This is a genomic window from Nocardiopsis mwathae (assembly GCF_014201195.1).
Taxonomy (GTDB): Bacteria; Actinomycetota; Actinomycetes; order Streptosporangiales; family Streptosporangiaceae; genus Nocardiopsis_C; species Nocardiopsis_C mwathae.
In genome coordinates, this window is the sequence record NZ_JACHDS010000001.1 from 3,028,721 (window position 1) to 3,047,592 (window position 18,872).

Annotated in this window: 17 protein-coding genes; 9 read left to right on the top strand and 8 right to left on the bottom strand. The window is 70.9% G+C overall.

The genetic code is table 11. The annotated features are described in order from the left end of the window. The first annotated feature begins 2 nt into the window (after positions 1 to 2). From lpdA to HNR23_RS13140, 6 genes are all read left to right on the top strand, one after another. Positions 3 to 1,379, top strand: coding sequence for a dihydrolipoyl dehydrogenase (gene lpdA, locus HNR23_RS13115; protein WP_184075860.1), 1,377 nt, complete (start codon positions 3 to 5; stop codon positions 1,377 to 1,379). A gap of 78 nt (positions 1,380 to 1,457) precedes the next feature. Next, on the top strand, positions 1,458 to 2,876 hold the full coding sequence (gene sucB, locus HNR23_RS13120; protein WP_184075861.1) for a 2-oxoglutarate dehydrogenase, E2 component, dihydrolipoamide succinyltransferase: 1,419 nt from the start codon (positions 1,458 to 1,460) through the stop codon (positions 2,874 to 2,876). Between the two features lie 338 nt (positions 2,877 to 3,214). Further along, positions 3,215 to 4,114 (top strand): TIGR01777 family oxidoreductase, encoded by a 900-nt coding sequence (locus tag HNR23_RS13125; protein ID WP_184075862.1) that lies wholly within the window; start codon positions 3,215 to 3,217, stop codon positions 4,112 to 4,114. Positions 4,115 to 4,276: 162 nt separating this feature from the next. Then, positions 4,277 to 4,999, top strand: coding sequence for a lipoyl(octanoyl) transferase LipB (gene lipB, locus HNR23_RS13130; protein ID WP_184075863.1), 723 nt, complete (start codon positions 4,277 to 4,279; stop codon positions 4,997 to 4,999). 58 nt (positions 5,000 to 5,057) lie between these two features. Beyond that, positions 5,058 to 6,014: a lipoyl synthase gene (lipA, locus tag HNR23_RS13135; RefSeq protein WP_184075864.1), complete on the top strand. Its 957-nt coding sequence runs from the start codon at positions 5,058 to 5,060 to the stop codon at positions 6,012 to 6,014. A gap of 108 nt (positions 6,015 to 6,122) precedes the next feature. After that, a complete protein-coding gene (locus HNR23_RS13140) occupies positions 6,123 to 6,854 on the top strand; it encodes a DUF4191 domain-containing protein (protein ID WP_184075865.1) in 732 nt (243 codons plus the stop codon). Positions 6,855 to 6,982: 128 nt separating this feature from the next. Here the strand turns inward: HNR23_RS13140 and HNR23_RS13145 are convergent, their stop codons facing one another. After that, positions 6,983 to 7,429 (bottom strand): RDD family protein, encoded by a 447-nt coding sequence (locus HNR23_RS13145; protein WP_184075866.1) that lies wholly within the window; start codon positions 7,427 to 7,429, stop codon positions 6,983 to 6,985. A gap of 332 nt (positions 7,430 to 7,761) precedes the next feature. Here HNR23_RS13145 and glnA point away from each other — a divergent pair, with 332 nt between their 5' ends. After that, positions 7,762 to 9,186 (top strand): type I glutamate--ammonia ligase, encoded by a 1,425-nt coding sequence (glnA, locus tag HNR23_RS13150; RefSeq protein ID WP_184075867.1) that lies wholly within the window; start codon positions 7,762 to 7,764, stop codon positions 9,184 to 9,186. 141 nt (positions 9,187 to 9,327) lie between these two features. Beyond that, entirely contained in the window at positions 9,328 to 9,798 is a 471-nt protein-coding gene (locus HNR23_RS13155) for a DUF6247 family protein (protein WP_184075868.1), read from the top strand. A gap of 399 nt (positions 9,799 to 10,197) precedes the next feature. Here the strand turns inward: HNR23_RS13155 and HNR23_RS13160 are convergent, their stop codons facing one another. From HNR23_RS13160 to HNR23_RS13180, 5 genes are all read right to left on the bottom strand, one after another. Next, positions 10,198 to 10,737, bottom strand: coding sequence for a copper chaperone PCu(A)C (locus HNR23_RS13160; RefSeq protein WP_184075869.1), 540 nt, complete (start codon positions 10,735 to 10,737; stop codon positions 10,198 to 10,200). Next, positions 10,734 to 11,354 carry an SCO family protein gene (locus HNR23_RS13165; protein WP_184075870.1) on the bottom strand — a complete coding sequence of 207 codons (621 nt, stop codon included), beginning with the start codon at positions 11,352 to 11,354 and terminating at the stop codon, positions 10,734 to 10,736. Before HNR23_RS13165 ends, HNR23_RS13160 begins: the two co-directional genes overlap by 4 nt. An 84-nt stretch (positions 11,355 to 11,438) precedes the next feature. Continuing rightward, on the bottom strand, positions 11,439 to 12,044 hold the full coding sequence (locus tag HNR23_RS13170) for a hypothetical protein (protein WP_246421734.1): 606 nt from the start codon (positions 12,042 to 12,044) through the stop codon (positions 11,439 to 11,441). A 162-nt stretch (positions 12,045 to 12,206) separates the two neighbouring features. After that, entirely contained in the window at positions 12,207 to 12,782 is a 576-nt protein-coding gene (locus HNR23_RS13175) for a TetR family transcriptional regulator (protein WP_184075872.1), read from the bottom strand. 20 nt (positions 12,783 to 12,802) lie between these two features. Beyond that, positions 12,803 to 13,126, bottom strand: a complete 324-nt coding sequence (locus HNR23_RS13180) for a DMT family transporter (protein WP_184075873.1) — start codon at positions 13,124 to 13,126, stop codon at positions 12,803 to 12,805. Positions 13,127 to 13,341: 215 nt separating this feature from the next. Here HNR23_RS13180 and HNR23_RS13185 point away from each other — a divergent pair, with 215 nt between their 5' ends. Next, positions 13,342 to 16,362 carry a bifunctional [glutamine synthetase] adenylyltransferase/[glutamine synthetase]-adenylyl-L-tyrosine phosphorylase gene (locus HNR23_RS13185; protein WP_184080264.1) on the top strand — a complete coding sequence of 1,007 codons (3,021 nt, stop codon included), beginning with the start codon at positions 13,342 to 13,344 and terminating at the stop codon, positions 16,360 to 16,362. Positions 16,363 to 16,506: 144 nt separating this feature from the next. Here the strand turns inward: HNR23_RS13185 and HNR23_RS13190 are convergent, their stop codons facing one another. Beyond that, positions 16,507 to 18,090, bottom strand: a complete 1,584-nt coding sequence (locus HNR23_RS13190) for an alpha-amylase (RefSeq protein WP_184075874.1) — start codon at positions 18,088 to 18,090, stop codon at positions 16,507 to 16,509. Positions 18,091 to 18,463: 373 nt separating this feature from the next. Continuing rightward, positions 18,464 to 18,799, bottom strand: coding sequence for a hypothetical protein (locus tag HNR23_RS13195; RefSeq protein WP_184075875.1), 336 nt, complete (start codon positions 18,797 to 18,799; stop codon positions 18,464 to 18,466). Positions 18,800 to 18,872 lie beyond the last annotated feature (73 nt).

The window sequence follows — 18,872 nt, forward strand, 5'->3', positions numbered from 1 at the left end:
CCGTGAGTGAGAGCGGCGGCACCTTCGACCTCGTCGTCCTGGGCGGCGGCAGCGGCGGATACGCGGCGGCGCTGCGCGCGGCCGAACTCGACATGAGCGTCGTCCTGATCGAGAAAGACAAGCTCGGCGGTACCTGCCTGCACAAGGGCTGCATCCCCACCAAGGCGCTGCTGCACTCCGCCGAGGTCGCGGACTCCGCCAAGGAGAGCGAGAAGTTCGGGGTCAAGGCGAGCTTCGACGGCGTCGACATGGCGGCCGTCCACAAGTACAAGGACAAGGTGGTCGGCGGCCTGCACAAGGGCCTGTCCGGGCTGGTCAAGGCCCGCAAGATCACCGTCGTCGAGGGTGAGGGCAAGCTCACCGGCGCCGACGAGGTCACCGTCGACGGCACGGTCTACAAGGGCCGCAACATCCTGCTCGCCACCGGTTCGCAGCCCAAGACCCTGGGGCTGGACATCGACGGCGAGAAGGTCATCACCAGCGACCAGGCACTGAAGTTCGAGCGCGTTCCCAAGTCCGTGGTCGTGCTCGGCGGCGGCGTCATCGGTGTGGAGTTCGCCAGCGTGTGGCGTTCCTTCGGCGCCGAGGTGACCATCGTCGAGGCCCTGCCGCACCTGGTCCCGGTCGAGGAGGAGTCCAGCTCCAAGCTGCTGGAGCGCGCGTTCCGCAAGCGGGGCATCTCCTATGAGCTGAACACCCCCTTCGAGAGCGTGAAGACCACCGACGCCGGTGTCGTCGTCACCCTCAAGGGCGGCAAGACGGTCGAGGCCGAGGTGCTGCTCGTCGCCATCGGCCGCGGCCCGGTCTCCGAGGGCCTGGGCTACGAGGAGGTCGGTGTCCGGCTGGAGCGCGGCTTCGTCCAGGTCGACGAGAACCTGCACACCGGTGTCGGGCACATCTACGCGGTCGGCGACCTCATCCCGACCCTGCAGCTCGCCCACGTCGGCTTCGCCGAGGGCATCTTCGTCGCCGAGCACATCGCCGGGCTCAACCCGCCGGCCATCGACTACGACGGCGTTCCGCGGGTCACCTACTGCGAGCCGGAGGTCGCCTCGGTGGGCCTGACCTCGAAGGCCGCCGAGGAGCGCGGCTACGACATCGTCGAGATGAACTACAACCTCGGCGGCAACGGCAAGAGCCAGATCCTGCAGACGCAGGGTGCGATCAAGGTCATCGCCGAGAAGGACGGGCCGGTCCTGGGCGTGCACATGGTGGGCAGCCGCGTCGGCGAGCTCATCGCCGAGGGGCAGCTCATCTACAACTGGGAGGCGCTGCCCTCGGAGGTCGCGCAGCTCATCCACCCGCACCCGAGCCAGTCGGAAGCGCTGGGCGAGGCGCACCTCGCGCTCGCCGGCAAGCCGCTGCACGTCCACGACTGACGCGGCGACGGGGTGGGTCGGCCGCGACCCACCCCGTTTCTCGCGTGTATCAACGCACGTCACTTCCAAGAGGAACCCATGCCGACTTCCGTAACAGTGCCCGAGCTGGGCGAAAGCGTCACCGAGGCCACCGTCACCCAGTGGCTGAAGAAGGAGGGCGAAGCCGTCGAGGTCGACGAGCCGCTCCTTGAGGTCTCCACCGACAAGGTCGACACCGAGATCCCGTCGCCCGTGTCGGGTGTGCTGACCAGGATCGTCGTCGCCGAGGACGAGACCGTGGACATCGGCGCCGAGATCGCGATCATCGGCGAGGCCGGTGACGTCCCGGCCGAGGGGGGCGCGCCTGAGGCCGAGAAGGCGGAGCCCGAGCCGACGCCCGAGCCCGCTCCGGAGCCCGAGTCGGCCCCGGTTCCCGCCGCCCCGGCGGCCCCCGCCGCCGAGGCTCCGGCGGCACCGGCCGCGCCCGCCGCGCCGCGTGCCAGCCGTGAGGACGCCACCCCGCCGGTCGACGTCGAGACCATCAGCGGCACCGGCCAGGTGTCGGGCACCGACGCGGTCACCGAGGCCTACGTGACCCCGCTGGTCCGCAAGCTCGCCGCCGAGCAGGGTGTGGACCTCAGCCGGGTGCAGGGCACCGGTGTGGGCGGCCGCATCCGCAAGCAGGACGTCCAGGAGGCGGCCCGTCGGCAGAAGGAGGCCGCATCCGCGCCGGCCGCCGCTCCGGCTCCGGCCGCCGCCGCACCGAAGCGCACGGTCACCGTCGACACGACGCTGCGCGGCCGCACCGAGCAGATGTCCCGCCTGCGCCAGGGCATCGCCGAGCAGATGGCCGACTCGCTGCGTGTCTCCGCCGAGACCACCCAGGTGGTCGAGGTCGACGTCACCAACATCGCCCGGCTGCGCGGCGTGGCCGCCGAGCAGTTCGAGGCGCGCGAGGGCGTGGAGCTGGACTTCTTCCCGTTCTTCGCGCTGGCGGCCGTCGAGGCGCTGAAGTCGCACCCGAAACTCAACGCGGTCATCGACAGCTCGAACTACGAGGTCACCTACCACGCGATCGAGAACCTGGGCGTCTCCGTCGACACCGAGCGGGGCCTGCTCGCTCCGGTGATCAAGGACGCCGGGGACCTCAACCTGGGCGGTCTCGCCCGCAAGATCGCCGACCTCAGCGAGCGGGCGCACACCGGCCTGCTCAACCCGGACGAACTCAGCGGCGGGACGTTCACGCTGGCCGACACCAGCGGCTCCGGGGTGCTGTTCAACACCCCGATCATCAACCAGCCGCAGGTCGCCATCCTCGCTACCGGTGAGGTCGTCAAGCGGCCGGTCGTGGTCGAGGACCCGGAGCTGGGCGAGGTCATCGCGGTGCGGTCGACGGTCTACTTCGCGCTGACGCACGACCACCGCCTGATCGACACCGGCGACGCCGGCCGGTTCCTGCAGACCGTCAAGGAGCGCCTGGAAGAGGGCGCCTTCGAGGCGGAGCTGGGCCTGGCCTGAGCCGCGGCCGCACCGTCCCGGCCCCGTCCGCAGCGCGCGCTGCGGGGCGGCGGCAGGGGCGGGCACGCGGACGCCCGCCACGGGCAGTGGGGCGGTACCCGATCGGGTACCGCCCCACCTTTTACCCCACCATTCACCATCCCCCTGGTGATCCCCATCACCAAAGGTCTCTCGGGCAGTGGCCCGGCCGCGGCTCGCGACACCCCGGTCGGCCCGACCCCCCGTTCGTCGCAGGGAGTCCCTTGCCCTGTACCCAAAGTAAGGCTCCGTGCGGTCGCGCGCAGGCGTTCGGCAGAACTCGGCAATGATTTTTCGCCGCTCCGGGTACGTACAGTTGCATGCGAATCGCGATCACAGGGGCGTCTGGCCTGGTCGGGACGGCCTTACGCCGTTCACTTGAGGTCGACGGGCATTCGGTGGTCCGTCTGGTCCGGCACACGTCGGCTTCCCCGCCGGGCCTTGTCGAGGCCCACTGGGATCCCGCCCGGGGCGAGGTCGAGACCGGCCCGCTGCGCGGCGTCGACGCGGTGGTCCACCTGGCCGGCGCGCCGATCGGCCCGGCCCGCTGGACACCGGAGTACAAGCAGCTGATCCAGGACAGCCGGGTACTGGGTACCCGCACCCTGTGCGCGGCGCTGGCCGATATGGACAAGCCACCGTCGCGGCTGCTGTCGGCCTCGGCCATCGGCTACTACGGCGCCACCGGGGATACGGCCGTCGACGAGGACGCCCCGCACGGGGAGGGTTTCCTCGCCGAGGTCACGACGGCCTGGGAGGCCGCCGCCACCCCGGCCGAGGAGAGCGGGATCTCCGTCGCCTACCTGCGCAGCGGCGTGGTGCTGTCGGTCGAGGGCGGGCTGCTGGGCAAGATCCTCCCGCTCTTCCGGATGGGGCTGGGCGGCCGCCTCGGCGACGGCCACCAGTACATGAGCTGGATGTCCATCGCCGACGAGGTGGCGGCGATCCGGTTCCTGCTGGAGCGCCCGGAGATCACCGGCCCGGTCAACCTGTGCGCGCCCGAGCCGGTCACCAACGCCGAGTTCACCGCGGCCCTGGGCCGTGCGCTGCACCGCCCGGCGGTCCTGCCGGTCCCCGAGTTCGCGATGAGGTGGGCGATGGGCGAGTTCGCCGATGAGGCCGCGCTGATCGACCAGCGCGTGCTCCCTCGGCGCCTGCTGGAGGCCGAGTACCCGTTCCGGCACGCCGACCTCGACACTGCGCTGGCCGACATCCTGTGAGCCGACCGGCGGATGCCGACCGGAGTCGGCCGAGGGATCGTGTGGCCGCGGCGAACACGCCGCGGAGCGGTGTTATTCCGTTGATCCTGCGGTGGAACGGTGTCCGGGACGTGCCCTATCCGACATCGCCCGCACGGCCCTGCGGGACATAAGGTGGGATGTATGAGTGAGCTCGTCTTCGCCCGGCTCGGTGACGCCCCGGTCCCCTACCACCGGGGGTGGGACCTGCAGAAGCGGATCCACGAGAGCCGGGTGGCCGACCGGATCGGCGACACCGTCCTGATGCTGGAGCACGAGCCCGTGTACACGGCCGGAAAGCGCACCGGAAAGTGGGAGCGGCCGTCGGCCGACCCCGGAGCCCCCGTCGTCGACATCGACCGCGGAGGAAAGATCACCTGGCACGGCCCCGGGCAGCTCACCGTCTACCCGATCGTGAAGCTCGCGGACCCCATCGACGTGATCGCCTACGTGCGCATGCTGGAGGAGGCGATCATCCGCACCATCGCGGAGTTCGGGCTCGTCGGCGAGCGCGTCGAGGGACGCACGGGGGTGTGGCTCGACGCCGACCCCGAGCGGGGCCTGGCCGAGCGCAAGATCGCGGCCATCGGGTGCCGGATCGCCCGCGGCGTGGGGATGCACGGGTTCGCCCTCAACTGCGATAATGACTTGTCCTGGTTCGACCGGATCGTCCCGTGCGGGATCTCCGATGCCGGAGTCACGTCGATCTCCCGCGAGCTGGGGCGGGACGTACGAGTGGCCGACGTGCTGACGATCACCGAGCGGCACCTGGCCGCGGTTCTCGATGCTCCGACCTACAGCCACCACGACGGCGTCCCCGGACTCGCCGAGCCGGAGTCGGCAGAGCCCGCCGCGGCCGCCGTCTGACCCCGCACGAGCATCACAACGACCTCCCCAGTGTGGATGAGGAAAGGAAGGGCCCGCGTTGACCGTCGCTCCTGAGGGCCGCAAGCTGCTGCGCATCGAGGCGCGCAACAGCGAGACCCCCATTGAGAAGAAGCCGCCGTGGATCAAGATCAAGGCGAAGATGGGGCCGGAGTACTCCGAGCTGCACTCGCTGGTGAAGCGCGAAGGCCTGCACACGGTCTGCCAGGAGGCGGGCTGCCCGAACATCTATGAGTGCTGGGAGGACCGCGAGGCGACCTTCCTCATCGGCGGCGACCAGTGCACGCGGCGCTGCGACTTCTGCCAGATCGCCACGGGCAAGCCGACCGCGCTGGACCGCCGTGAGCCGCTGAAGGTCGCCGAGTCGGTCCGCACCATGGAGCTGAAGTACGCCACGGTCACCGGCGTCGCCCGCGACGACCTCGACGACGGCGGTGCGTGGCTGTACGCCGAGACGGTCCGCAAGATCCACGAGCTCAACCCCGGCACCGGTGTCGAGCTGCTGATCCCGGACTTCAACGCCGACCCCGACCAGCTGGCCGAGGTGTTCGGGTCGCGCCCGGAGGTGCTGGCGCACAACATCGAGACGGTGCCGCGGATCTTCAAGCGGATCCGCCCCGGCTTCCGCTATGAGCGCTCACTGGACGTCATCACCCGGGCCCGCGCCGACGGGCTGGTGACCAAGTCCAACCTGATCCTGGGCATGGGCGAGGAGCGCGAGGAGATCTCCCAGGCGATGCGCGACCTCCATGAGGCCGGGTGCGACCTGCTGACGATCACCCAGTACCTGCGCCCGTCCAAGCTGCACCACCCGATCGACCGGTGGGTCAAGCCGCAGGAGTTCGTGGAGCTGGGGAAGGAGGCCGAGGAGATCGGCTTCGCCGGTGTCATGTCGGGCCCGCTGGTGCGCTCCTCCTACCGCGCCGGCCGGCTGTACCGGCAGGCCGTCGAGAAGCGCGAGCAGGAAGCGGTCTCGGGCGCCACCGTGCACGCCTAGGACCGGCCGTCCGATCCATCCGATCCGGACACAACGTGACCAAGCTGAAACGGCGGCCCTCGGCCGCCGTTTCACGTTCGCTCTCCCACGACACATATCCTGGACACCATGGCGAAGAAGCCCAAGGACAACAACACATCCCCGGCCACCGATGCCAAGGGCAAGGGCGGGGCGGAGAAGCCGCCCGGCAGGTTCAAGCAGATCGGCATGGTCGCCAAGGTCGTGCACCGGCAGAGCCCGAAGAGCATCCCGATCGCCGTCGGGATCTTCGTCGGTGTACTGGCGCTCTGCGTCCTGGGGGGCTACCTCACCGGGGGATGGCTGTACTGGATCACCCTGGGCCTGCCCGTCGGCTTCCTCGCCGGGTTCATCTTCTTCACCCGCTCCGCCCAGCGGATCCAGTACCAGCTGCTCGACGGCCGCCTGGGCGCCGGGATGGCCGTGCTGGACAACATGCGCGGCGACTGGACGGTCGAGCCGGGTGTCGCCGCCAACCGGCAGATGGACATCGTGCACCGCGCGGTGGGCCGCCCGGGCATCGTGCTCGTGGGTGAGGGCGACCCGGCACGGCTGCGCGGCCTGATCGCCGGCGAGAAGAAGCGGGTCGCGCGCGTCGCCTACAACACCCCGATCTACGACCTCACGGTCGGCAACGGCGACGACCAGGTGCCCGTCTCGAAGCTGCAGCGGCACGTCATGAAGCTGCCGCGCAACCTCGACAAGGCCGAGGTCGCCGAGCTGCGCTACCGGCTGCGGGCCCTTCCCGCCGCCGTGCAGATGCCCAAGGGGCCGATGCCCAAGGGTCTGAAGATGCCCAAGGGCCCCAAGGCCCAGGGCTGAGCTCCCGCATATCGGCGGACGTGTGGGGCCCGCCGGTCGGTGACCGACCGGCGGGCCCCACACGTCTCTGTGTCTCGGGTGTGTCGGCCGCGTGTCGTGTTCCCACGCGGCGACGCGGGCCGAGCGGTTCAGTAGCGCCGGCTCACGGTTCCTGCGGCGCGGTCGTGCAGGCCGCGCATGTCGCGGTCATGGACGACGGCGGGGACCACCAGGCACAGCAGCGCGGTGCGCACCACCATCGCGACGGGCCAGGGCAGGTCGCGCTCGCCGGTCGACGCGATGCCCACGCCCACGACGCGCTTGCCCACGGTGGTGCCGATGAGGGTGAGCAGGACGATGTTGTAAACGGCGAAGACGGCGAGCGCGAGGCCGGCGACGCTGTTGGCGGCCTCGGGGTCGGCCGGGGACACCCCGGTGGCCATGGACACCACGCCCAGGCACAGCATCCAGTCCAGGAACACCCCCACCAGCCGCCGCCCGATGCCGGGCACCGAGCCCGGCCCTTCCTCCGGCATGCCCAGCCGGTTACCCCGGTAGCGGAACTCCACCTCGTCCGCGCCGCCCATGTTTCCCATGGTGACAACGTTATCGGCGCCCGCACCCCGCTCGCGTCCGGCCGGGGGTCCGGGCCGGGGTGTCGCCCCGCCGGGCGCCGGGTTTCGGGCGTCCGGTTGCGGCCGCGGCGGCCGTTCCGGGATCGCCGTTTCCGCCCTGTACACGCGTTTACATGCCTTGGTCAGGGAAAACGTCCGGGCCCGTAACATGCAGGAAACAGGGGAGACATGGTCAGGAAACGGCCTCCTCCTAGCGTCGGGGACGTAGCCGGGAGGCGGCGAGGTTCGGACATGCCCGCGATGGTGCGGAAGTTCTCACCGCGCGGCCTCTTACACCTGCACGGAGGTACGTTTTGTTCAGCAGCGCCGAAGAGCTTCTGGCCTTCACCCGGACCGAGGACATCAAGTTCCTCGACGTCCGGTTCACGGACCTGTTCGGGTCCACGCACCACTTCACGCTCCCGATCGAGAACGTCGACGCGGGCACCTTCGAAGAGGGCCTGATGTTCGATGGCTCCTCCATTCGGGGCTTCCAGGCCATTCACGAATCGGACATGCTGCTCCTCCCGGACTTCAGCACGGCCGTCGTGGACCCCTTCCGTCAGCACAAGACGCTGAACCTCACGTTCTTCGTGCACGACCCCTTCACCCGTGAGTCCTACAGCCGCGACCCGCGCAACGTCGCCCGCAAGGCGGAGGCCTACCTCAAGGGCACCGGCATCGCCGACACCGTGTTCTTCGGCCCCGAGGCCGAGTTCTACATCTTCGACGATGTGCGCTTCGAGACCCGGGAGAACGCGAGCTTCTACTTCATCGACTCGATCGAGGGTGCCTGGAACCGCGGCACCGAGAACGGCGAGTCCAACCTCGGCTACCGCCCGCGTTTCAAGGGCGGCTACTTCCCCGTCGAGCCGGTCGACCACTACAGCGACCTGCGCTCCACCATGGTGCGCAACCTGATCGACGCCGGCATCAAGGTGGAGATCCAGCACCACGAGGTCGGCACGGCCGGCCAGGCGGAGATCGACTTCCGCTTCGACACCATGCTGAAGTCCGCCGACACGGTGCAGCTGTACAAGTACATCGTGAAGAACACGGCCTACCAGCAGGGCAAGTCGGTCACCTTCATGCCCAAGCCGGTCTTCGGCGACAACGGCTCGGGTATGCACTGCCACCAGAGCCTCTGGAAGAACGGTGAGCCGCTGTTCTTCGACGAGACCGGGTACGCGCAGCTGTCCGACATGGCGCGCTACTACATCGGCGGCCTGCTCAAGCACGCCCCGGCGCTGCTCGCGCTGACCAACCCGACGGTGAACTCCTACCACCGCCTGGTGCCGGGCTTCGAGGCCCCGGTCAACCTGGTGTACTCGCAGCGCAACCGCTCCGCGTGCATCCGCATCCCGCTCACCGGCTCCAACCCCAAGGCCAAGCGCCTGGAGTTCCGCGTGCCGGACCCGTCGGCCAACCCCTACCTCGCGTTCTCCGCGATGCTGATGGCCGGCATCGACGGCATCAAGAACAAGATCGAGCCGCCGGAGCCGGTCGACAAGGACCTCTACGAGCTCCCGCCCGCCGAGGCCGACGCCATCAGCAAGGTCCCCGGTTCCCTGGAGGCGGCCCTGGACGCCCTGGAGACCGACCACGAGTTCCTGCTTGAGGGCGGCGTCTTCACCCCCGACCTCATCGAGACCTACGTGGACTACAAGCGCACCGAGGAGATCGACTCCCTCCGCCTGCGCCCCCACCCGCGCGAGTTCGAGCTCTACTACGACATCTAAGAGCCCGACCCGACCCGCGGTCCCCCACCGCGGTGAGGAAACGTCCAAGGGCCGCTGTCCCCGCTCCGAGAGTGGGGACAGCGGCCCTTGCTCGCTGTCATATCCTGGATTTCAGAACGTATTCTGAATAGACTCTGTTTCATGAGCGCAAGCTGCACCGACACCGTCAGCTTCTCTGACCTGTCCCGAAACCCACGGAGCGTGGCCGAGCGCGCCAGAAGCCTCGGCCGTGTCCGTGTCACCCACCGTGACGCACCTGACTTCTATCTGATCGCCGCCGACCGAGAGGACCTGCGGGACCAGACACTCACCACGGCATCCCGGATCTTTCTCGCCATAGCGAAGCAGGATCCCGGATCACACTCTCTGGAGCTTGCTATCCGCGAGGTCTTCCCGTGGGTCCGTCATCTGCCGGAGGAGGAGGTCCACGAGTTCTCCGAAGAACTCGTCGCCGCATTGTCCGACGCAGCCGAACTGGACACGGATACAAGTGTCCAAGAAGTCATCGCCGGATGGCGTGCGACCGCGCGGATCAAGGCCGACCCTGAGCAGCACCGGCGTGCCTTGGAGCCGATGACGGGGGACTTCGGACCGGTGGACGTTATCGCATGAGCCCAAAACGCGGGGACAGGGTGACTGTCCCACCCCCCCAATGATGAATGGGACATGCGATTCGGCACGACCGACGCGATACGAGGTTGGGAAGAACTATGCCGTCTGGCCGTGGCCAACGCACGCCGCTGCTTCGAGACGGTGCGAGCTGAACCACGATCTAAAGCACAGCCTCACCGCCAACATCGCCTACGCGGGAGTCTCGGAACGGCGCCGTGGAACGGCCGCGACCTAGAGCAGTGGGAGTATGAAGTCACGAGCGGTGGACGCGTGCGATATCTGATCGACGACCGGACGCGCACGATCTGGCTCGTTTACGCCTCTCCTCGGCACCCCAAGGACACCGAACGGTGAGCCGGTGGTGGGGGCGGGCCCGCCTCCACCACCGGTCGGTCGGAATCAGTGGCCCTCGTGGTCCATGTCCTCGTGGTCGCCCCCGGCCTTGTCCCCCATCGGGTCCTCGACGACCGCCTCGGTCTCGATGTCGCCGGACTTCTCGAAGGTCAGGGTGAGGGTGATGTGGTCGCCCGCTTCGAGGGTGCCCGGTTGCATGAGCATCAGGTGCAGGCCCCCGCTGGCGAACTCGACCGTGGAGCCGGCCGCGACGGGGACGGTGTCCTGCTGCTCCATCTTCATCTCGCCGTCCTCGTCCACCATGTCGTGCATCTGCACCTCCTCGGCGGCGTCGGTGCCGACCCCGGTCAGGACGTCGTCGGCATCACCGGTGTTCTCGATGGTGAGGTAGCCGGCGGTGACGTCCGGGTTGGCCGGGACGCGGACCGTGGCGTCGTCCACGGTGATGGCGGGCGCCGCGGAGGCGCCGTCGGCGGCGTCCTCCTTGGTGGCGCCGTCGGCGCCCGGGCCGCCGCACGCGCTCAGCGCGCCGAGGGCGGCCAGGGCGGCGGACAGCAGGACGGTGTTCTTCAGGGTGGCGGTCATCGGGCGTCGTCTTCTTTCAGGAGCAGTTTCAGGTCGGCGGCGATGTCGTCGGGCTCGGTCCCGTAGTTCCACATGAGCTCGGATTCGCCCTCGGGCGAGAACACCAGGGTCTGGCTGCCGTGCCCGACCTGGTAGTCGCCGTCGCGGTCGTCGGGGCGTGACACGGAGATTCCGAGGTCGGCGGCTGCCGCATCGGTGTCCTCCAGCGTCCCGCTCAGACCGGTGAAGTCCGGGTCGAAACTGCTCAACCACATGTCCATCAACTCGGGGTCGTCGCGGTCGGGGTCGGCGGTGACGAACACCACCTTGAACCGCTCCTGTTCGGCCGGATCGAGCATGTCGACGGCCTGGGCCATGTCGGCCATGGTCGTGGGGCAGATGTCCGGGCAGTTGGTGAAGCCGAAGAAGACGGCCGTGGTGGCGCCCGCGGAGTCGGCCCTGAGGTCGTACTCCTCGCCCTTGTTATCGGTGAAGGTGAGGGACGGCAGGGTGAACGCGCCGTCGATCTCGGTGCCGTTGTACGGCGAATCGTCGCCCGGCCGGCCACTCGGCCCGGAGCAGGCGGTCAGCGCCGCCGCCAGGGCCAGTCCGCCGGCGAGCGGAATGGTGATGCGCATGGTGAGAATTCCAGGCAGGGGTGGACTCCGCCCCGCGGGTCTGGCGCGGGGCGGAGTCGCACGACACTTCGGATGGTCGCTGGGTCAGGCGGCGAGCGCAGGGGGCGCGCGCCCGGCGACGACATGGCGCAGCACGCGGGACCGCGGCAGCAGCACGGGGCTGTGGCCGTAGCAGCGCGGAGGCCGGGCGGCGCGGTAGGAGCCGCGTCCCAGCAGTGGCGACAGCAGGGTGGCGCGCAGCCACCGCAGCACGGCCCAGAGCGCCTCCTCGCCGGAGGCCAGCCACCACCCGGTGACGAGGGCGGCCCACACGTGGGCGACGGCCATGACGAAGCCGTCGCCGCTGAGGAGTCCGCCGCCGCACATGTGCCCGAGCGACCGCGCGAGCGCGTCGGGCGGCAGGGATGAGGTGAGTGTGATCGCCGCCGGGGATCCGGGTGCCGCGAAGTGGAAGGTGAGGTGGAGCAGGGCCTGGGCGCCGAGCAGTCCCCCGATGATCGCGGCGGCCGAGCGCTGCCGCCCGGCGAAGGGCGCGAACAGCAGGGCGCACCCCGCGACGGCGCCGCCGAGGACCAGGGGGCCGGGCAGTGCCCCGCCCGCCACGGCATGCCCGAGCATGGCCATGCCGACGCAGACGGCCGCGAAGAGGGCCGCCCGGAGGGCACGGAACGAGAGCTGCGGGTATGTCATGGCGGGAGCCATCTTCTCAAGCCTTCGGAGCGGACGCGATCGGGGTCGCCCGAAGCGGGTGCGGTGGCGCCGACCTGCGGTGGGGTCCGCCGGCGCCGAGATGGCCGATGCGGTGGGAGATCGCGCCCGGGCGGCCGCGCGGGGGCGGCGCCGGGAGGCCCGTCATGTGAGCCGCAGCACGTGGCGCAGGACGGCGCGCACCTCGCCGGGTTCCAGGGCCCGGTCCTCCAGCAGGGCTTCGATGCACAGGCCGTCGGCGACGGCGACGGCCGCGCGGATGGCGACGGGGTCGTCGGTGTAGCCCGCCGCGACCTCGGCGACGAGGTCGATCCACTTGCGGGCGACGGGGCGGAGCGCGGGGCGGCGCACCGCCAGCAGGGTGAGTTCGTACTCGGCGAGGGAGCGGATACGCCCCGCCGGCTCCGCGCTCTCGGTGACCATGGCGGCCAGCCCGTCGAGTGCGTCCTGTCCCGCCCCGACCAGTTCGCGCATGCGGTGCACGTAGCCGTCGGCGGCCTCGGTGAGTGCGGCGACGAGAAGGTCGTCCAGGGTCGCGAAGTAGTAGAGGGCCGAACTCGCGGGCACCCCGGCCTCGCGCGCCACGGCGCGGTGGGTGACCCCGGCCACGCCGTCGCGCTCCACCACGCGCAGCGTGGCGGCGATGATCTCCGAGCGGCGCCGCTGTCCGCGCACCCGCCTCCCGTCGGTCGGCCCCGCCGCAGTCCGTCCCCGTGTCACCGCTCCGCCTTCCGTTCCGCTCAGTGCGCGCCGCCCATCTCCAGGGCCAGCACCCCCATGATGACGAGCCCGATGCCGCCCACCTGCAGCCAGGTCAGCGGCTCCCCGAGGAAGAGGGCGCCGACCGCGGCGACGAGGGCCACCCCCAGTGCGGCCCACACCCCGTAGGCCACGCCGATGTTCATGCCCTGCTTGAGCACCTGGGAGAGCAGCCAGAACGCGGTCCCGTAGCCGGCCAGGGTGATGAGTGAGGGCACCAGGCGGGTGAACCCGTCGGAGAAGCGCAGCGAGATCGTCGCGACGACCTCGGCGCCGATCGCGCCGAACAGTAGCAGCCATGGCATGGCGGAACCTCCTTGCGTCAACGGGCACGCGCGTGCCTGGGGGGATCACTGAGCTTCCGCGCGATGTCGGTTTCCGCCCTGCGGTCGCGGCGGCACGGGAAGGCCAGTAGTTGTACATCAGTTCAACAATTTCATCCTAGATCATCATCCCGGGTACGCCGCTCCAGGTCCGCCCGGCTACGGTAGGCAGCGTGGCGACGCGCGACGGATTCTCGATGACCGCGGGGGCACTGGCCCGGCGCGGGTTCGGCGACGGCACGCGCGCGGCGCGGCTGATGGCGGAGTCCGGACTCGACCCCGGGGTCCACGCCGCGGTCATCGACTCGCTCAGCGCGGCCGCCGACTCCGACCAGGCCCTGCTCGGCCTCACCCGGCTGGTGGAGACCGCCCCCGACCCCGACGAGCTGCGCACCGCACTGCTGGACGACCCCGACCTGCGGTCGCGACTGACCGGTGTGCTCGGCGCGAGCACCGCCCTCACCGACCACCTGGTGCGCCACCCCGGCGACTGGCGGGAGTTGCGGGGCGCGGACGCCGCGCGCAACCCCGGCACCGAGGAGCTGCGCGCCGGACTGCTGCACACCGTCGGCGCCGACCCCAACGCCGACACCCCGGTGGCCGCGGCCGGGGCCGCCGACCCCGACGGCCCCGAACACGCGCTGCGCGTCGCCTACCGCCGCCGTGTGCTGCGCCTGGCCGGACGGGACCTCACCGGCGCGATCGACCTGGAAACCGCCGCGGCCGAGCTCGCCGACCTCGCCGCGGCCACCCTGGACGCCGCCCTGGCCATCGCGCGGGCGCGGGCCCCGCAGGACGCCGAGCTGTGCCGCCTCGCCGTCATCGGCATGGGCAAGTGCGGCGGGCGGGAGCTGAACTACGTCAGCGACGTCGACGTCGTGTTCGTCGCCGAGCCCGCCGAAGGCGTCGAGGACGAGCCGGCCGCGATGCGCGCCGCCACCCGGCTTGCGTCGGCGATGATGCGCACCCCGGGTGCCACCGACGCCGAGGGCACCCTGTGGGAGGTCGATGCCGCGCTGCGCCCGGACGGCAAGAACGGGCCGCTGGTCCGCCCGCTGGCGAGCCACATCGCCTACTACGAGCGCTGGGCCAAGACCTGGGAGTTCCAGGCGCTGCTGAAGGCCCGACCGATCGCCGGGGACGCCGCGCTGGGCCGGGCGTACACCGAGGCGATCGCGCCGATGGTGTGGCAGGCGGCGAGCCGCCCCCACTTCGTCGACGACGTCCAGGCGATGCGCCGCCGCGTCCTGGCCCACATCCCGGCGGCCGAGTCCGACCGCCAGATCAAGCTCGGCCCCGGCGGGCTGCGCGACATCGAGTTCTCCGTGCAGCTGCTGCAGCTGGTCCACGGGCGCACCGACCCCGCAGTGCGGTCGGGCAACACGCTCAGTGCACTGGAGGCACTGTCGGCCGGCGGCTACGTGGGCCGCGAGGACGCGGCCGGGTTGGCCGACGCCTACCGCTTCCTGCGCCGGGTGGAGCACCTGCTCCAGCTGCACCGACTGCGCCGCACCCACCTGCTCCCCTCCGCCGACGCCCCGGACGGCCCTGAGCAGCTGCGTCGGCTGGGCCGCGCGCTGGGGTATGCCGCCAACCCGGTCACCGACCTGACCACCGCGTGGCGTCAAGTGGCCGGTGAGGTCCGGCGGCTGCACGAGAAGCTCTTCTACCGACCGCTCCTGCACGCGGTCGCCCGCCTGCCCGGCCCCGAGGCGCGCCTCACCCCGGGGCAGGCCGGGGAGCGCCTGGAGGCCCTGGGCTTCGCCGACCCGCAGGGGGCGCTGCGCCACCTGGAGGCGCTGACGGCGGGCGTGTCACGGCGCGCCGCCATCCAGCGCACCCTGCTGCCGGTGATGCTGGGCTGGTTCGCCGACTCCCCCGACCCCGACGCCGGGCTGCTGGGATTCCGCCAGGTCAGCGACGCTCTGGGGACGACGCCCTGGTACCTGCGGCTGCTCCGGGACGACGTACGGGTGGCCGAACGCATGGCGTGGCTGCTGGGCACCAGCAGGTACGTCACCGACCTGCTGCTGCGCGCCCCCGAGGCGGTGGCGCTCCTCGCCGACGATGCCGACCTGGCCCGGCGGCCCGCAACGGCGCTCACCGCCGAGGCCTACTCGGCGCTGCGCCGCCACGACTCGGCGGAGAAGGCCGTGGGGGCGGTGCGCGCGCTGCGGCGCCGCGAGCTGTTCCGTACCGCAGCCGCCGACCTGCTGGAGGTCGCCGGGATCGACGAGGTCGGTGCTGCGCTCACCGCGATCGCGCGGGTGACCATCGATGCCGCGCTGCGTGCCGCCTGGAGTCGGGTGGCGGCGGAGCTCGGGGAGGAGCCGTGCACGCGGCTGTGCGTGGTCGCGATGGGCCGGTTCGGCGGCAACGAGCTGAGCTACGCCAGCGACGCCGACGTGATGTACGTGCACGACCCGCGCCCCGGCGCCGACCCGGGCGAGGCGACCCGGCAGGCCGAGCGGATCGTCCACGAGCTGCGCCGTCTGCTGGAGATGCGGTCCGACGACCCGCCGCTGGTCCTCGACGCCGACCTGCGCCCCGAGGGCAGGAGCGGCCCGCTGGTGCGGACATTCGACTCCTATGCCGCCTACTACGGGAGGTGGTCGTCGACCTGGGAGAGTCAGGCGCTGCTGCGCGCCGCCCCGATCGCCGGGGACGAAGAGCTGGGCGAGCGGTTCACCGCCCTGATCGACCCCATCCGCTACCCGCAGGGCGGAGTGTCCGACAAAGGCGTGCTGGAGGTGCGGCGGCTCAAGGCCCGGATGGAGGCCGAGCGGCTGCCGCGCGGCGCCGACCCCACGCTGCACACGAAGCTGGGCCGGGGCGGCCTGTCGGACGTGGAGTGGGTCGCCCAGCTCATCCAGCTGCGGCACGCCCACGAGCTGCCCGAACTGCGCACGACGGGCACGCTGGAGGCCCTGGATGCGGCCGTGGCCCATGGCCTGCTCACCGCCGATGACGGCGCCACCCTGGAGTGCGCCTGGCGGATGGCCGCGCGCGTGCGCGGGGCGGTGATGCTGGTGCGCGGCCGCGGCGGCGACTCGGTGCCCACGTCGGTCCGCGACCAGTCGGCGCTGGCCGGCGCCCTGGGCTACCGCGACGAGGAGGACGAGGAGGAGGGGCCGGCCGGCCGCCTGCTCCAGGACTACCGCCAGCTCACCCGCCGCGCCCGCACGGTGATGGAGCGGGTCTTCTACGACGAGCCGTGACGGGGACGCCCGGAGGAACCGGGCCGACCCCCGCCCCTCGGCGGCGCCGCCCGCCCCGTTGATCTCGGGAGAGGAGAACGGTCGGGGTTTCAGCGAGATTTCCGACCGTTGTCCCGAGATCGACGGGGTCAAGGTGGGTGTCGCTCAGGCGCGCGGGGGTGTCGCGTCGACGTGGACGGCGAGGAAGCCGTCGGGCCCCACGGTGGCGGTGATCCTGCCGTCGGCCACGGTGACCGTGCCGGACGCGCACTCGGCGGGGCCGGTGGCGACGTCGCAGTAGGCGCCGTCGGGCAGACCCGTCTCACTCGTCAGGGTCCAGGCGGTGCCGGTGGCGTTGAACGCGGCGAAGCCGCGGTCGCCGCGGTCGAAGGCGAGGCGGGCACCGCCGTCGGCGGCGCGCGCCACGGCCGGTGCGGAGCCGACGGCCGCGGTGAAAGTCGGCATCGCGTGCAGGTTGCGGTGCTCGCAGAACCAGCCGGGGTCGGCGCAGTCGGTGGCCGCGGTGATGTCCCCGGCCGGGTTCCCGTCCTCGGTCCCGGTACTGGGCGGCCCCTGGGCCCTCTCCGCGTAGGGGTAGCTGGACATCACCTTGGGTGTGCCGTAGGGCTGCGCCAGCATGAACGCCTGGGCGAGGTCGTGCCGAGCGCCCATGCCCTGGTAGCTGATGGACATGTCCTCGCGCTGGGTGTCGTGGTTGTCGATGAACACCACGGCCTGGTCAGGGGCCAGGGCCATGTCGCGGCCGACCGTGTCGAGCAACCCGCCGAGGCGGCCCTCGCGCACGTCGGCACCCACCTTCTCGTGGAACCGGAAGTCGGTGACGTCTCCCAGGTGGGTGTAGCCCCAGGGTTTGATGGCGTCGGGCCCGCCGCCCTCCCTGACCTCCTGGAAGATGTAGGGCTTGGTGCCCTGGCCGGGGACGTCGCGGAGCCCGGCGTAGATGGCGGCGAGGTCGTCGGCGGGGATGTGCTTGGCGGCGTCGACGCGGAAGCCCGCGACGCCGAGGTCGACCAGGTCGTTGAGGTAGCCGGTGAGTCGAGCCCGCACACGCGGTTCGGAGGTCCTCAGGTCGCGCAGGGAGAGCAGCTCGCAGTTCCAGACCTCGCCGGGGTCGTCCCAGTCGGTGATGGCGCGGCGGCAGTCGTTGAAGTCGCGGGTGGCGTACGGGATGGCGGGGTAGCTGTAGGTGTCGCCGTTCCACTGGCTGCCGGCGCTTCCGGTGCCGTGTCCCGGCCCGGTGGTGTGGTTGACGATGGCATCGACGTAGATCTCGACGCCGTTGTCGCGGCAGGTGTCCACCATCGCGGCGAAGTCCGCAGCGGTTCCGCGCCGGGTGTTGTCGAGCTTGTAGGAGACCGCCTGGTAATCCTGCCACCAGGGGAAGTCGGCGTTCTCGGCGCGGGGGATGACCACGTGCTCCTGGGGCGGGGACACCTGGACGGCCGCGTAGCCGTTGGGGCCGAGCACGTCGGCGCATTCGCGGGCGACGGACTCCCAGCGCCACTGGAAGAGGTGGACGATGACGGCGCCGTCGGCACCGGTCGGACCGTCGGCTGTGGATGCGGGCGACAGGGGGGGTGCGGGGGCGGGCGGGGGCGCCGTGTCGGCGGTGGCCGGTGCCCCGGGCACGGCCAGCAGGCCGCCGACGAGTGCGGCCGACGCGGCTGCGGCCGCGAGGCGGTTCGGGTGTGGGCACTGGGGTGGGAGCCGGCGGTTTCGGAGGTTCATCGCGCCTCCCGGGCGGATGGGCCGAGTGGGGGATAGACCGTGATACCCGCGGAACCCGCTGAAAGGAACTGCAAGAGTTTTCACGGTGTGGTGAAGATAACAAGCGACCCGGGCCACTGTGAAGACCGCGTTTCCGCAGCATCACACGGACGGAGGTCGGCCATTCAACCCTCAACCACCTGCGAAAACTCACCTCGCGCAACGACTCGACACACGGCGTAGGCATACTATGACCTGCGGAAAGAAATTCGCCGCGCACGCGGACTCCCCCGCAAGCACCCGAAGCAGACCGCAATCTCTTTCGATCCACGCAAAGGGGCCGGGCCCACAGGGGCCCGGCCCGGGTTCTCCGGCACGCTCGTGCGCGCGACCGTTACCAGAAGACGGCGACGGCGACGTTGAGGATGGCGAGCACGCCCGCGGCCACCGCGAGGTTGGTGGCGGGCTTGCGGAGGTTGACCGTACCCACGATGGCGACGGCGAACGCGACGACGAGCTTGACACCCACCTTCATGTGGTCGACTCCGCCGCCCCCCATCTCGGCGAGGCCGACCAGGAGCAGACCGGTGAGCAGCTGCAGCAGGGCACTGTGCAGGATCACCTTGGGCGACTTGGCGTTGCCGGTGATCAGCTGCATCAGGAAGCCGCTGATGATGCCGGCCATGCCCAGCAGGTGCAGGAAAACGAGCGCGGAGTAAACGATGTCCATGCCGACAAGCCTACTACGCGGCGTAGTACATAAGCGCGCCTTTCATGACATGCTGACATAACGCTTCGGCAGC